Genomic DNA, 14,868 nt, shown 5'->3' on the forward strand with positions numbered 1-14,868 from the left:
ATCGGTATAATTGCTGACAGTATATCAAAATTGCCTTTTTTCGTCTATCATCCCCCATCAAACCTTCATAGTAAATTGAATAAAAAGTATTCCCACGTAAAGGTAAGAGTCATTCAAATACATCTTCTCGTTTTTGCTACTTACGCCTCTAAAATAAAAAACCCTATGTAGTAGGGTTTTATCATCAGTTTTGTTGCACGTTGGACTTGCTTTTACTCTTATTAAGAAATTCTCTTACTTCTACTAAAGTGTAACCTTTTTCCTTTGCTTTTGCTATTAAGTAAAGCCATTCATAATCCACTTTTACTTTTATAGCCATAAACGTATTCCCCTCCTAAAATACACTACTGTATTTCAGGCAGCACAGCCATCCGATAATATTTGTATTATACGGACCTGGAACTTTGCGTCCCTATTTCTCAATAGGTTTGCCTTTTTCTGATCAAGTTGTCCAAGCTACAACTGGATAAGCATGTTTTGTGATAGTTTATTTTTTGCTCATATTTCATTTTATTATTTATGTTGTCACTCCACGTATCTACTGCAAGATCACAAGAGATTTACAGTTGATTATTAAACTATTTTTTATTTTTTTAATAACTACATGCATTATCACTGTACTAAACGTCTGTACGTCCCTCACTTATAAACTTCAAGTAAAAAAGGGATACGCCTAGTGATAACAGACGCACTTTATTATCCTTAATTTTTGCTACTAAAGGTAAATAGGCCCAATTACACGAGACTATATGATTTTCTTTTGAATTAAGCATTAAATATAATCGTTCACTCCCTTCCAAATCAACATATGTTCGCAGCAACCTTATCAAAAACACTATCACTTTTTAGCTAATTCCAAAATACCTATTATCTTGTATATATTCGATATTTCTCCTTTATATTCCTGCAAAATAGTTATTTTTAAGAAAATTGTACTAGTTTTTTCCTCCAATGGATAATATCTCTAACCAAATAGTTGACCTTTTTTTAGCTTTCGAGGAAAGTGAATAAAATTGGGGTACAATTCCAATTATTAGTGCATAAACTACAGTATACGTCTATTTATCTTATCGTGAATGAGGTGATTTTTTGGCTCGTTATTATCGTTACCGTTTACCGCCTTGGGCTCGAGAATGGATAGTAATTTGTGAAAGGTGTACACTTCCAATAGTAATTTTTCAAGCTATACGAACAGTTCTTATACCAACAACCTTCGATGTGTTATTATTAGCAATTCTTATTGGTATACTTATTGCCTTTCAATTGGAATGGATTTAGTACGTTTCTTCAAATTGCTCTGACTTTAACGTTTTATAGATAAATTCTTGTAGTTGAAGACTAAATAATAATTTGCGATACTCCCTTTCAATGCTGATAGAACTATTTACATTATTCCTATTTCTTAATGGTTGAGTACTCCTTGATATTTCTTGAAACCAGTTAGCTGGTGAGAGCAACTGTAAAGCGAGCAAGGATTTTTCATAGTCTGATAAATCAATGTAGCGGCAATAAATCATAAATGAATCTGTTATTTTTCCCATATCACAATCATGATATTGAAATAAATATCGATAGTAATTTGCTAAATCATAAGTTGGAGAAGTCATAAATGCATCTTCCCAATTCAAAAAATACGTGTTAGTTTGAGTAATAACATAATGAGAAGGTCTTATATTGCCGTGGCATAATGTATATTTCATTTTCTCGGTTTCTTCCATTACATCCAGATATACTTCCTGCCACCTTTCCAGTTGGTTAAATGTTTGTTCTAGATCACGATAATACATGCAAACTTGTAATTCAAAAGGAGACATAAAACGCTTAGCCTCAAAATAACGAACATATTGTAACATTTGCTCACGATAAGCTGATAATTCTTGTTGAAATTGTTGTATGAGAGTTGGTTTATTTTGTTTAATTGGCCCGATCTCATGATAATCCATTGTTGCTGCATGGAGACGACCAATTGCATGAATAGCCATTGCATATTGATCAACTGGCTGATCTAGGTAATCTTGTTTCACCCAAGGCATTAAATAATAAATGTGATCTTGATCTTGTACAAATGGCTGATTATTTTTAGTATAATATACTGGGACAAAACCAAATATCTGTTTATGTTGTAAATACTGTTGAATCGCTTGCCATCTGCCTAAATCATCAGCGTATAATCTTGATTTTTTCAAAGCATACAGTTGAGAGTTTGCTTTTATTTTAAATACTCTTTCTGTCACCTGTTCAATTTCCTCAGGTTGTAATTGATAAGCTTCTATTATTCTTGACCAATCCATGTATGTTTCCCCCTTTCTAAATATCGAATCAAAAAATCCCTTGACTAGCACCAAGGGATTAAACATTAATCTTCAGAAACTATTGGAATATATATTAATTGACCTGCAGATAGATCTTCATCTTCGAGACGATTTGTTCTCATTATTTGTCTTGGAGATACCTGGTAGCGCTCAGCAATCATTTGCATCTGATCATCAGGCTGCACAATATATAATTTCAACCTAGTATAACTAGCACTCTCTTCTTCCGCAAAAATATTCAATAAATAGGATGATGTATCATTTGTTCCTTCATCTCTAGCCTGAACATGTAGCTTTTCTTCCTGTTCTACTTCTGGATTTTCCTCTTCTCCTACATCTTCAAAAGCATCTATCACATCTTCTTGATCATCGAGATCCTCTTCATCCTCTACTTCTCTTGCCAACACCTCTTCTTGTTCTTCTAACCTTTCCTCGTCAATTGCTTCCACCTCCGGTTCATTCTCCGGTTCATTCCGAATATTGTTGATAGCAACGACTTTATCTTCTTCTGGTAAATCGGTTAAGGCTTCTTCGTCTTCAACTTCAATATGAAATGTATCCTCTGATTCATGTTGTTGTTCTTCTAAACGATTTTCTTCAAAGGATGGAAGTGTGTTTTCTTCTTGGTTTTCTGTATAAACTTCCGGTTCCTCTATCCCTTGAATGGCTAGGGTAGCTTCTATCTTCATTTCATTGGCAGATTCTAATGAATAATCGAAATGGTTTACTTCGACGGAAACATCATCTAGTGAGGAAATTCTCTCCATTGGTATCGAGACATCGATTAAGAATTTATGAAAAAATTCATTTACTTCTTCAGACAAAGGTTCTACTCGCTCCACATATGCTGCTTCAGTGTGCCGTTCCACACTTTCATCAGGAGTATCATTTTTAATATACTCTCCTTTCAACTCCATTACTCCTCTAATCGAAAGTGTGTCACCTATTTCCTCCATTGAAATAACTGGTTCTAATCCAATTCCCAGCATTTCTTGGATTTGCTGATCCCTATCAAAAGCAATTGCTTCTTGAATATTAAAAGTAAAGGCTTCTTGCAAAGCACTTCCCCCTTTCCTTTGCTTAGCTAAGGCGTACTAGCATCTCAATAAACTATATGAAGCTAAACAAGGAAATATGCTTGATCGATATCATTCAGCTTGGTTATTTTCTTCGATCTATATCCATTCTATACTGTTGGCTTTCGACACGAATTATCTTATCAGAGCGTGTGACTATACACCACATAGAGCTGAATAGAAGAAAAATACCTTTGCGAGTTTTCTACTATTAACTCATACTAAAAAAGCTTGCATGCCTTTGTGGCATGCAAGCTTTTGATTAAGATAGTTTTTTAAATGCTTTCTCTGCTGCTGCAATCGTTTTTTCGATATCTACGTCTGAATGAGCAGTTGACATAAATAGTCCTTCAAATTGGGAAGGCGGAAGGAAAATCCCTTCTTCTGCCATTGTTCGATAATAAGTTGCAAATGCTTCTGTATCAGATTTTGACGCAGTTTCATAATTAATAACCGGTTCATTCGCAAAAAACACTCCAACCATGGATCCGGCACGGTTAATTTGTAATGGTATACCATGTTTATCTGCAGCTAACCTATAGCCTTCAACTAGACGATCTACTTTCTTATTAATCTCATCGTAAGCAGTTCGATTCATTGCCTTTAAAGTTTCTAGTCCAGCAGTCATTGCTAGTGGATTACCAGATAGTGTTCCTGCTTGATAAATATCACCTACCGGGGCAATACGTTCCATAATTTCTCGTTTACCACCATAAGCACCAACCGGTAATCCACCTCCGATTACTTTGCCTAAACAGGTTAAATCCGGTGTAACCTCAAAATGACCTTGTGCACAATGATAGCCAACGCGGAAACCAGTCATTACTTCATCAAAAATAAGCAATGAGTCATGTTGTTGGGTAATATCACGCAGCGCTGCCAAAAAGTCTTGCATTGGTGGAACAACACCCATGTTTCCGGATACAGGTTCTACAATAACAGCTGCTATATCATCACCAAATTGCTCAAAAGCATAGCGAACACTTTCTAGGTCATTATAAGGAACAGTAATCGTGTGTTGGGCAACACTTTTTGGGACTCCAGGACTATCAGGCAAGCCTAATGTAGCAACACCTGAACCTGCTTTAATAAGCAACGAGTCACCATGACCGTGATAATTCCCCTCAAACTTCAGAATTTTATTTTTACCGGTATAACCACGCGCTAAGCGTAAAGCACTCATTGTTGCCTCTGTACCTGAATTAACCATGCGTACCATTTCAATCGAAGGCACACGATCAATCACTAATTGAGCTAACTCATTTTCCAGAAGTGTCGGAGCACCAAAGCTTGTTCCTTTTTCGGTTATTTCCTTTAACTTTGACACTACACGGTCATCGGCATGTCCTAAAATTAATGGACCCCAACTGAGTACATAGTCAATGTATTCATTACCATCAATATCATAAATCTTCGATCCTTTACCATATTCCATATAAATAGGATTCATTCCAACCGATTTAAATGCTCTAACCGGAGAATTCACCCCGCCTGGCATTAAATTTACCGATTCTTTATATGCATCTACTGATTTTTGATTTTCTAGCATGATACCTGCCCCCTTAATGATTTTGTAGCCATTTGGCCACATCTTTTGCAAAATAGGTAATAATAATATCTGCTCCAGCTCGTTTCATTGCTGTCAGTTTTTCGATTACAATTGCTTGTTCATCTATCCACCCTTTGAGGCTTGCTGCTTTTACCATAGAATATTCGCCACTTACATTGTAAGCTACTACTGGTACAGGATGCTGATTTTTCACCTCACGAATAATATCCATATAGGATAAAGCTGGTTTGACAATTAAAAAGTCAGCCCCTTCTTCCATATCAGACGCAGCTTCCCGAATTGCCTCTAACCGATTTGCTGGATCCATTTGGTATGTTTTACGATCGCCGAATTGTGGTGTACTTTCTGCCGCATCCCGAAACGGACCATAAAATGCTGAAGCATACTTGACAGCATAAGACATAATCGGAATGTGTGTAAAGCCTGCTTCATCTAATCCGTTACGAATTTCCGCTACAAAACCATCCATCATGTTTGATGGAGCTATGATGTCAGCACCCGCTTCTGCTTGTGTAACTGCTGTTTTAACATGTAGTGGTAGTGATTTATCATTATCCACATCATTATGTTCAATGACACCACAATGACCATGGGATGTATATTCACATAAACAAGTATCAGCAATTACAAGCAATTGGTCTGTTTTTTGTTTAATTTGACGAATTGCTAATTGGACAATACCGTTTGGATCATATGCACCTGATCCTACCTCGTCCTTCTGTTTAGGGATACCAAATAACAGGATTGATGGGATACCGAGTTCTAATAACTCATCAATTTCTTCATCAAGATGATCTAGTGACACTTGGAAAACGCCTGGCATCGAACTGACTTCATTCTTAATGTCATTCCCTTCTACCACAAATAACGGATATACTAAATCATCCACCTTCAAATCTGTTTCTCGAACAAATTGTCGCATAACACTAGAATTTCTTAATCGACGATGACGATCAAATTGAGTTTTTGCCATTATATCTCACCTTTTCTGATGTAATCTATATAAATCTCTACCATTTTCTCAATAGTAAATATATCCGGATAAAGAATGTGCCGGAATGACCGTTCACGCAATGTATCAGCTGTTGTATTACCTATTGCAACACTGACTAATCTATTTTTAGCATGTTCAATAAGGGAAGGTTCCAAAAATTGTTCAAACGCAGCAACTGTTGATGGACTGGTAAAAAAAACAGAATCAACATCAGATACTGTTTCATTTAATAATGATTTTGAATGCTCATTTTTTATTGTACGATAAATAACGATTTTTTCAAAAGATACCGCTGCTTCCTTCAATAAAGAAGGTATTTCCTTTCTGGCATTTTGTCCGCAAACAAGTGCAATCCGTTGTTCATTCCCATATTTGTGTAAAAACTCTGTCACCATTGTTTTACCATCATAATTGGAAGGTGTAAATTCAACGGTGTAGCCATATTCCTTTAATAATTGTGCTGTTTTTTCCCCTACTGCTGCAATTTTATTTTTTATGTGAACATTCAGTGTCCTTTTATATTCATGAAAATAACGGACCGTATTAACACTTGTAAAGAATAACCAATCAAAGGAAGCAAGGCGCATGAATTGATTTTGATTCTTATCATTATAAAGTGGTTCAAATGTAATAAGAGGTACACTCTCACAAATCGCACCATGCCCTTCAAGTAAACGGATTAAGGGAAGCGCCTGTGTCACTTCCCTCGTAACCATCACTTTCCTACCTGCTAAAGGTTTGTTCATTCTTGGTTCTCCTGAATTGCTTTGTCCACCAATTCCTGCGCGCCTTGCAATTGAAGTTTTTCTGCTGCTTCCTTCCCAACTTGATAAGGGTCTCTTCCTGTTACCGTTTCTTTTAAAATTGTCTTCCCGTCGCCACTTGCCACTAATGCAGTTAACACCACTTTATCAGCATCAAGGTAGGCATAGCCACCAATAGGTACCTGACAGCCTCCATTTAATAAGTGCAAGAAAGTTCGTTCCGCTTTTACTGTTTTTTCTGTGTATTCATCATTAATTTTTGTTAATAAATCCAGTAATTCACGGTCATCTTCCCTACATTCTATAGCTAAAGCACCTTGGCCAACAGCTGGGACACAAACCTCTGGCTCTAAAAATTCAGTCACAATATCTTTGTTCCAGTTCATTCTTTTCAAGCCGGCAGCTGCCAGAATAATGGCATCGAAGTTCTCTTCCTTTAACTTTCTCATTCTTGTTTCAATGTTTCCGCGAATCCACTGGATCTTCAAATCCGGTCGTACTGCCAGAATTTGTGAACCCCGGCGCAAACTACTTGTCCCGACTACTGCACCAGCTGGTAAATCAGCTAATTTAACATGATCCTTGGAAATAAAGGCATCCCGATGATCTTCCCGAACAGGGATAGATCCTATCACTAAACCCTCTGGCATTACGGCAGGCATATCTTTCATACTATGTACGGCAAAATCAATCTCTTTGTCATACATCGCTTTTTCAATTTCTTTCACAAAAAGACCTTTACCACCAACTTTGGAAAGAGTGACATTGAGAATTTGATCCCCTTTGGTTACTATTTTTTTAATTTCAAATTGATATTTATCACCTGTATGTTTCTTTAGCTGCTCGATAACCCATTCAGATTGCGTTAATGCTAGATTACTTCTTCTTGAACCTACGACAATTTTGCGCACGCTCACTACCTCCTTTGTTGTATGTTACATATGAAAGTTCGATAAACTGTTAAACAGGAAAAAATTAATCAACAAGATCATGAATGCAATAATATTCCAGTTTAAAATAGCTTTACCTTGATAACCTTTTTGAATTCGCATGTATAAATAACTAGCGTATATTATAAACACAATGATAGAACCAAGCGTTTTACTGTCACCCCAGTAAAACTCCGCTCCTGTCATATATGCCCAAACTACTCCTAAGATGATCGACAACAATAGTAAAGGTTCACCAAGGACAATTAATTGAAATGCTCTTTTTTCAAGTCCTTCTAAGTCTTGGAACCTCCGCAACCATTTATACTCTTTTTTCTTTTTAAGATATTTATATTGCATAAAATAAAGACATGCCAAGATAAAAGATATGGTAAACAACCCATAGGACATGAGCGCAAGTACTATATGGGCAAAAAGCATTTCATCTAAAACCATCGGAATCTGGGTAGAATCTGTGATTTGCACCGATCTCAATGTATGGATAATTAAAATAAAAAAACCGAATACACTAATAAAGAACATAAAGAATTCCAGACGGAACAATTGGTGTACGATCAGGGAAAAGGTAATAATAATCCAAGTGTACGTATATAATCCGTCATTAAAGGTTTGTATCGGTATACCTGGTGTCTGAAAAATCTCTGTTAATAAAAAAATGGTTTGCATAATCCAAACCATTGCCAGCAACCAGAAAGCGATTTTGTTCGCTTTCCGGCTGTGGTACAGAAAATCTATAAAATAAATAATAACGGTTAAACCATAGAGTAACAACATAAACTCATGTAAGAATCTTTCTTCGAACATATAGGGAAAACCACCCGATTAATGTGTCGACACATTTTTTAGTTTCTGTATGACATTCTCCGTATTTTTTTCAAAAGTAATTACTTTATCATTTTCTGCCTTTTTCACTTCTTCTTTTACGCGATCTTCAATATCAAAAATTTGCATAAATAATGCTAATGCTTGATCAGCATTTTTCTGACCAGCAAATTCTTTTGCCTGCAGGATAGGTTGTTTTAACAATTGATTTACTATGCTTTTTGTATGTTTATTTAATACTTTGCGTTCTCGCTCAGTTAAGTTTGGCATTTTGCGTTCTATACTTTTCATTGTTTCTTGCTGAATGGACAAAGCATGTTCGCGTAAAGCAGTTATCACTGGTACAACTCCAAGAGTTTGCAACCATTCATTGAAGGCAACAATTTCTTCTTCAATCCACAATTCTATCGTTTCTGCAGCTTCTTTTCTAGCCTCTAGGTTAGCATCCACTACATTTTGCAAGTCATCGATATCATATAAGAAAACATTATCCAGTGAATCAAGTGCAGGATCTAAATCTCTAGGAACGGCGATATCAACAAGGAATAACGGACGACCTTTACGCTGTTTTTCTACATCTTGATATAGTTCTTTCGTAATCATGTAATCATTTGCTCCAGTAGAACTAATGACAATATCTGCTTTCACTAAGGTCTCTTCTAATTCTCCAGTTGATTTAGCAATACCATTAAATTGGTTTGCTAATTGCTCCGCTTTTTCAACGGTACGGTTAACAACCGTAACTTGCTCTGCTCCGGAACCATAGATGTTTTTGGCAGCCAATTCACCCATTTTTCCTGCACCGATTATAACAATGTGTTTGTCTTTTAACTCCGTAAAGATTTTTTTTGCTAACTCTACTGCTGCATAGCTTACAGACACAGCATTATCATTAATAGCTGTTTCTCGTTGACTTTTTTTCCCGATCGTTATTGCATGTTTGAAAAGTTCATTAAAAATGGTTCCTGTCAATTTTCTTCTTTGTGCTTCTAAAAAGGTTTGCTTTACTTGTCCTAATATTTGTGTTTCTCCCATTACCATAGATTCTAAACCACAGCTTAAACGAAATAAATGTTCCACTGCTGCTTCCTTTTCATACATTATTAAATGTGGTGCAAATTGGTCCTTTTCTATATGAAACCAGTCAGACAGAAACTGTTTGATATAATATCTTCCTGTATGAAGTTGATCAACTACTGCATAGATTTCCGTGCGATTACATGTGGAAATAATCACATTTTCAAGGATGCTTTTTCTATTGTTCAATTCTGTCATAGCATTCATAATTGTATCTTCACGGAATGCGAGCATTTCTCTTACTTCGACAGGAGCTGTTTTATAATTTATACTAGCTGCTAAAATATGCACTGTATCTACCCCCAAAAAAAGCAAAAGCCTAACGCAAATGTGCTTTCATTATAACATGGTTTTATTTCAAAAACGTGATGATTTTTTGAACAGTTTACGAATCATTTATGATAAAGTGTTGCTACCCTCGGTAAGTGTTTTCCCCACTAAGGATTAGCGAAACTCTTTATGGTGTTAGCGTCTGTTTCCCCCTCATTTCGCTTTTTACTTTACTTAATCATGAGGTAGGGATTTTACGGACGATTAGCACCGTGATAAAATGAAACTTGTTTGTTATATGTTTTGAATTCATTTAGTACTTTATCATATTCAATATATTTTATCAAGAAAATGAATCTAACTTAATAATAATTTTAATCTAGGAGTGTTTTATTTGAAAAAGAATGGTCTTGTCGCATATTTATTAATTGGAATTGGCATCTTTTTTTTACTTAGAGAGCTAAGACTACCAATTTTTACAGATTTCTATTCATGGCCTACCTTATTAATTTTAGTTGGAGCAGCTTTTCTCATTCATGCTTTTTCAGCAAAAGAATTCAAAAATGTATTTCCAGGCACCCTTTTACTCGGTCTAGGAATTCACTTCCATGCTTTAAACCATTATGACTTTTGGATTGATCATTGGGGGATGTATACACTTATTATCGCTATTGCTTTTTTAGCTCGTGCACTGAAAACAAAAAAAGGATTTATCCCTGGACTCATACTATTAGTGATTTCTATTTTTGCTATATTTGCTAATAATCAACCAGGTTGGTTCAGCTGGATACATCAGCTTATGACATGGATTGAACGCTTCTGGCCAGTTGTGTTAATCGGGATTGGTGTTTACTTACTCTTGAAAAAAAAATAATATGTGCTATGATGGCTATGCTTTCTGAATACAGAAGCCTTTGAAAATAAAGATAGAAAAGAAGGTGAAAGTATGAAGAACTATTTTGCTTATTTCGTCACATTAATTGGAGCAAGCTTTTGGGGACTGACAGGTTTATTTGTTGATGGATTGTATAATGAAGGTTTTACTGCATGGGAGATCGTCGCAATCCGTTTAACTGTTTCGACAGTTATATTAATGTCACTAATCGCCATTCTTGCTCCACGGAAATTGCGGATTCAATGGAGACATATCCCTCACTTTATTGGATTAGGGGTATGTAGCATTGTTTTTTTCAATTGGTGTTATTTTACGGTAATGAAACAAACATCCTTGTCGATAGCTGTAGTGTTGCTATACACTGCTCCAGTATTTGTTACTTTGTTGTCTAAGTATTTCTTCAATGAAGTAATTACGAGCAGGAAAATCACTTCTTTATTTTTGACAATAATAGGATGTGCACTAGCAATACAACTGATACCTTTTGGCAATACGCCAATCCCTAGCATTAGTATTGTATTAGGTTTATTGTCTGCTTTTTTCTGTGGATTATACAGTATTATTGGTAAGCAGGTCAGCAGGCATTATAATTTTCTTACTACTACAGTATATGCGTTATGTGTGGGAAGTATTTTTATTATTCCAACTAGTGGCTTATGGAATAAGTTAGATGCTTTTCAGTCTCTAAATGTGTGGGGGAATATCGGTGGTATTGCGATTATTTCCACGATAGGAGCTTATACACTTTATACTTTTGGGCTGACTACAATCGAATCCAGTAAAGCCGCCATTCTAGGAGCAATGGAGCCAATTGTTGCTGTATTAATAGGCGTCATTATTTTTGATGATCACTTAAACTTTTTACAAGTGTTTGGCATCATCCTGGTAATCAGCGCAGCCTTTCTTACGGTCTACCATAAGCAACGAAAAGTTACGACAATGTCAAAAACCGAGCAGGAATGCCCGGCCAAATAATAATAAGTGTACGATTTTCGATCTTCCATGCTTTTGGTCCTTCATCCTAACGATGAAGGATTTTTTTTAGTTTTTTTTGTTTGCTATTTATTCAGTAGATAGTTAAGTGCAAATCGTCCGTAAAATGCCAATGGCCGATTTGCACGTTATTTTATATAGTTGGATAAATAACTCCACACGTCCTCTTTACCTTCACTAGTCTCAGCAGAGAACGGAATAACACTATCTTCTTGATCGAGATTCAGAGTGTCAATTACTCTTTTTATGTGAATAACTTTTTTGTTTTTAGGGATTTTATCTAGTTTAGTTGCAATAACTAATACAGGGATTTCGTAATATTTCAGGAAATCATACATCATGACATCATCTTCTGTAGGTTTATGACGAATATCAACAATCAATACGGTTAACCTTAATGTGTCACGAAGGGAGAAATATTCTTCCATCATCTTTCCCCATTTTTCACGCTCTTTCTTTGATACCTTCGCATAACCGTAACCAGGGACATCAACAAAATAAAATCTGTCATTAATATTGTAAAAGTTTAATGTCTGTGTCTTTCCTGGCTTTGAAGATGTTCTAGCTAAGTTCTTTCGATTTATCAATTTATTGATAAAAGAAGATTTACCGACATTAGAACGGCCAGCTAAAGCAATTTCCGGCCATCTGTCCCCTGGATATTGCTTTTCCGATACCGCACTAATAACTATCTCTGCTTTATTAACTTTCATCGTTCTCCTCCACTAATGCATATTCCAGTACCGTATCTAAATGATCTACAGGAACAAATGTCAAGCCTTCCCTGACACTTTCAGGTATATCATCTAAATCTTTTTTATTATCAGCAGGTATAATTATTGTCGTTATACCTGCTCGATGTGCACTTAGTGTTTTTTCCTTTAATCCACCAATTGGTAGTACGCGACCTCTTAACGTAATTTCTCCTGTCATTCCTACTTCTTTTCGTACAGCTCTTCCAGTTAGAGCTGATACAAGGGCAGTCGCCATCGTGATCCCTGCTGATGGCCCATCTTTTGGTGTGGCACCTTCAGGAACATGAATATGGATATCATACTTTTCATGAAAATTAGGATCTAATTTTAACTGATCTGCTCTGGAACGAATATAACTGAATGCTGCTTGTGCTGATTCCTTCATAACATCTCCTAATTTTCCTGTTAAGGTTAACTTACCTTTACCTTTTGCAATACTTACTTCGATAGAAAGTATGTCACCACCCGCAGATGTATAAGCTAAACCAGTGGCGGCACCAATTTGATGTTCTGCCTCCATCATGCCATAACGGAATTTAGGTTTACCTAAAATCGACTCTAATTGCTTTTCCGTTACAATAACACGTTGCTTTTCACCTGAAACAATAATTTTAGCAGCCTTTCTACAGATGGAAGCAAGTTGACGTTCCAAGCCACGCACTCCTGCTTCTCTAGTATACACACGTATTAGCTTCAATAAAGCTTCATCACGTAGCTGCAAGTGCCCTTTTTTAAGACCATTCTCTTTCAACTGTTTCGGTAATAAGTGATTTTTAGCAATGTGTAATTTTTCTAACTCGGTATAGCCTGCGATAGAAATTACTTCCATCCGATCCAGTAATGGTCTTGGAACTGTTGCCAAATTATTAGCTGTAGCAATAAACATCACTTTAGATAAATCATACGTTTCTTCTAAATAGTGGTCACTGAACGTATTGTTTTGCTCAGGATCTAATACTTCCAACATGGCTGCTGAAGGATCTCCTCGAAAATCATTGGACATCTTATCTATTTCATCTAATAAAAAGACAGGATTAATGGTTTCTGCTTTTTTCATTCCTTGTATTACTCTACCAGGCATTGCTCCGACATAGGTGCGACGGTGACCACGAATTTCCGCTTCATCCCGTACACCTCCCAGTGAAATCCGAACGAATTTCCTATCAATTGATCTTGCTATTGATCTTGCTAGAGATGTTTTACCAACACCAGGAGGGCCAACTAAACATAGGATAGGGCCTTTCAATGAATTTGTTAGCTGTTGAACTGCTAAATATTCAAGAACACGCTCTTTTACCTTTTCCAACCCGTAGTGATCCTGGTCCAATACTTTTTCCGCATGGTTTATATCGAGATTATCTTCTGTTTCTTCTGTCCATGGTAACGATAATACCCAATCAATGTAATTTCGTATAACAGAGCTTTCGGCTGAACTTTGTGGCACTCTTTCAAATCGGTTTAATTCTTTTTCTACCAGGTCTACTATACGTTCTGGTAACTCTTTATCCTCAAGTTTCTTTCTTAATGCTGCTAGCTCACCTGTCTTGCCATCCTTATCTCCTAGTTCATTTTGGATAGCCTTCATCTGTTCTCTTAAATAGTACTCTTTTTGCGTTTCTTCCATGGACTTTTTAACACGTTGTCCAATTTTTCTTTCTAACTCTAACACTTCTTTCTCATTGGAAATGATTTCTAGTAATGTTTGGAGTCTTTTCGTTACCTCTAAAGTTTCAAGCACTTCCTGCTTGTCTGACATCTTTAATGTAACATGAGAAGCGACAAGATCTGCAAAACGGCTAGGATCTTCGATATCTGTCACGCTCGCCAATGTTTCTTTACTAATCTTCTTTGAAATTTTCGTATAATGCTCAAATTGCTCTAAAAGTGCCCGCATTAACGCATCTTCTTCAGCTAATTTATTATGTACATCTTCTACTTTTTCAATTTCAACAAAGAATTGTTTTTCTTCATTGATAAATTCCTGAATTTCAGCGCGGTACAAACCTTCTACTAGAACTCTCATCGTCCCATTCGGTAATTTTAGCATTTGATTCACTTTTGCAACTGTACCAATTGTATAAATATCTTTTGCTTCCGGATCATCTACTGCGCTTTCTTTTTGAGCAGCAAGAAATATCTTTTGATCATTCATCATAGCTTTCTCTAGAGCTTGAATCGATTTTTCTCGTCCAACATCTAAGTGAATGACCATCCCTGGAAAAACAATTAGGCCACGTAATGGTAAAAGCGGAATATGTATGAATTTGGTTTCTGACATATGGCACCTCCGTTAAAGCTACTAGTTCTATCTTTTGTTACATACAGAATGATCACCATATTTTTGGCGAAAGTCTGCGTTCACTTATACTACCTAGTTTTTATACTTATAG

The 14,868-nt window shown here is 36.1% G+C and carries 14 protein-coding genes and 1 riboswitch; of the genes, 3 read left to right on the plus strand and 11 right to left on the minus strand.

Going from position 1 to position 14,868, the window contains the following annotated elements; translation table 11 throughout:
• Nucleotides 1–184: 184 nt before the first annotated feature.
• A complete protein-coding gene (locus ACTNEP_RS06180) occupies nucleotides 185–319 on the minus strand; it encodes an anti-repressor SinI family protein (protein WP_441160875.1) in 135 nt (44 codons plus the stop codon).
• 35 nt (nucleotides 320–354) lie between these two features.
• Nucleotides 355–443, minus strand: a riboswitch (cyclic di-GMP riboswitch).
• 646 nt (nucleotides 444–1,089) lie between these two features.
• Between ACTNEP_RS06180 and ACTNEP_RS06185 the strand changes: the two genes are divergently transcribed.
• Nucleotides 1,090–1,278: a hypothetical protein gene (locus tag ACTNEP_RS06185; RefSeq protein ID WP_441160877.1), complete on the plus strand. Its 189-nt coding sequence runs from the start codon at nucleotides 1,090–1,092 to the stop codon at nucleotides 1,276–1,278.
• Here ACTNEP_RS06185 and ACTNEP_RS06190 read toward each other — a convergent pair.
• The 8 genes from ACTNEP_RS06190 to hemA form a co-directional block, all read right to left on the minus strand.
• Nucleotides 1,275–2,291, minus strand: coding sequence for a phosphotransferase (locus ACTNEP_RS06190; protein WP_441160878.1), 1,017 nt, complete (start codon nucleotides 2,289–2,291; stop codon nucleotides 1,275–1,277). The genes ACTNEP_RS06185 and ACTNEP_RS06190 overlap by 4 nt on opposite strands.
• A gap of 65 nt (nucleotides 2,292–2,356) precedes the next feature.
• Nucleotides 2,357–3,370, minus strand: a complete 1,014-nt coding sequence (gene spoVID, locus ACTNEP_RS06195) for a stage VI sporulation protein D (protein WP_441160880.1) — start codon at nucleotides 3,368–3,370, stop codon at nucleotides 2,357–2,359.
• Nucleotides 3,371–3,650: 280 nt separating this feature from the next.
• Nucleotides 3,651–4,937, minus strand: a complete 1,287-nt coding sequence (hemL, locus tag ACTNEP_RS06200) for a glutamate-1-semialdehyde 2,1-aminomutase (protein ID WP_441160881.1) — start codon at nucleotides 4,935–4,937, stop codon at nucleotides 3,651–3,653.
• 13 nt (nucleotides 4,938–4,950) lie between these two features.
• Complete coding sequence (hemB, locus tag ACTNEP_RS06205) at nucleotides 4,951–5,931, minus strand: porphobilinogen synthase (RefSeq protein ID WP_441160882.1); 981 nt, start codon at nucleotides 5,929–5,931, stop codon at nucleotides 4,951–4,953.
• Nucleotides 5,931–6,698 carry a uroporphyrinogen-III synthase gene (locus ACTNEP_RS06210; RefSeq protein WP_441160883.1) on the minus strand — a complete coding sequence of 256 codons (768 nt, stop codon included), beginning with the start codon at nucleotides 6,696–6,698 and terminating at the stop codon, nucleotides 5,931–5,933. Before ACTNEP_RS06210 ends, hemB begins: the two co-directional genes overlap by 1 nt.
• Nucleotides 6,695–7,627 carry a hydroxymethylbilane synthase gene (hemC, locus tag ACTNEP_RS06215; protein ID WP_441160885.1) on the minus strand — a complete coding sequence of 311 codons (933 nt, stop codon included), beginning with the start codon at nucleotides 7,625–7,627 and terminating at the stop codon, nucleotides 6,695–6,697. The genes ACTNEP_RS06210 and hemC overlap by 4 nt, the downstream gene beginning before the upstream one ends.
• Before the next feature lie 24 nt (nucleotides 7,628–7,651).
• Nucleotides 7,652–8,470 carry a cytochrome C assembly family protein gene (locus tag ACTNEP_RS06220; protein ID WP_441160886.1) on the minus strand — a complete coding sequence of 273 codons (819 nt, stop codon included), beginning with the start codon at nucleotides 8,468–8,470 and terminating at the stop codon, nucleotides 7,652–7,654.
• 18 nt (nucleotides 8,471–8,488) lie between these two features.
• The gene (gene hemA / locus ACTNEP_RS06225; protein WP_441160887.1) at nucleotides 8,489–9,856 is read right to left on the minus strand and encodes a glutamyl-tRNA reductase; all 1,368 of its coding nucleotides are present in this window, start codon (nucleotides 9,854–9,856) and stop codon (nucleotides 8,489–8,491) included.
• 364 nt (nucleotides 9,857–10,220) lie between these two features.
• Here hemA and ACTNEP_RS06230 point away from each other — a divergent pair, with 364 nt between their 5' ends.
• Nucleotides 10,221–10,709: a LiaI-LiaF-like domain-containing protein gene (locus ACTNEP_RS06230; protein ID WP_441160888.1), complete on the plus strand. Its 489-nt coding sequence runs from the start codon at nucleotides 10,221–10,223 to the stop codon at nucleotides 10,707–10,709.
• 72 nt (nucleotides 10,710–10,781) lie between these two features.
• Nucleotides 10,782–11,705 (plus strand): DMT family transporter, encoded by a 924-nt coding sequence (locus tag ACTNEP_RS06235; RefSeq protein ID WP_441160889.1) that lies wholly within the window; start codon nucleotides 10,782–10,784, stop codon nucleotides 11,703–11,705.
• 146 nt (nucleotides 11,706–11,851) lie between these two features.
• On the opposite strand, the gene yihA is transcribed toward ACTNEP_RS06235, so the two are convergent.
• Nucleotides 11,852–12,436 (minus strand): ribosome biogenesis GTP-binding protein YihA/YsxC, encoded by a 585-nt coding sequence (gene yihA / locus ACTNEP_RS06240; protein ID WP_441160890.1) that lies wholly within the window; start codon nucleotides 12,434–12,436, stop codon nucleotides 11,852–11,854.
• A complete protein-coding gene (gene lon / locus ACTNEP_RS06245; protein WP_441160891.1) occupies nucleotides 12,426–14,756 on the minus strand; it encodes an endopeptidase La in 2,331 nt (776 codons plus the stop codon). The genes yihA and lon overlap by 11 nt, the downstream gene beginning before the upstream one ends.
• Between the last annotated feature and the right edge of the window lie 112 nt (nucleotides 14,757–14,868).

The organism is Gracilibacillus sp. HCP3S3_G5_2 (assembly GCF_052063305.1).
In the GTDB taxonomy this organism is placed as follows: Bacteria; Bacillota; Bacilli; order Bacillales; family Amphibacillaceae; genus Gracilibacillus.

Coding starts and splice junctions, on each gene's coding strand:
- ACTNEP_RS06180 (WP_441160875.1), bottom strand. CDS start 319: ATGGCTATAAAAGTAAAAGTGGATTATGAATGGCTTTACTTAATAGCA.
- ACTNEP_RS06190 (WP_441160878.1), bottom strand. CDS start 2,291: ATGGATTGGTCAAGAATAATAGAAGCTTATCAATTACAACCTGAGGAA.
- hemL (WP_441160881.1), bottom strand. CDS start 4,937: ATGCTAGAAAATCAAAAATCAGTAGATGCATATAAAGAATCGGTAAAT.
- hemB (WP_441160882.1), bottom strand. CDS start 5,931: ATGGCAAAAACTCAATTTGATCGTCATCGTCGATTAAGAAATTCTAGT.
- ACTNEP_RS06210 (WP_441160883.1), bottom strand. CDS start 6,698: ATGAACAAACCTTTAGCAGGTAGGAAAGTGATGGTTACGAGGGAAGTG.
- ACTNEP_RS06220 (WP_441160886.1), bottom strand. CDS start 8,470: ATGTTCGAAGAAAGATTCTTACATGAGTTTATGTTGTTACTCTATGGT.
- ACTNEP_RS06235 (WP_441160889.1), top strand. CDS start 10,782: ATGAAGAACTATTTTGCTTATTTCGTCACATTAATTGGAGCAAGCTTT.
- yihA (WP_441160890.1), bottom strand. CDS start 12,436: ATGAAAGTTAATAAAGCAGAGATAGTTATTAGTGCGGTATCGGAAAAG.
- lon (WP_441160891.1), bottom strand. CDS start 14,756: ATGTCAGAAACCAAATTCATACATATTCCGCTTTTACCATTACGTGGC.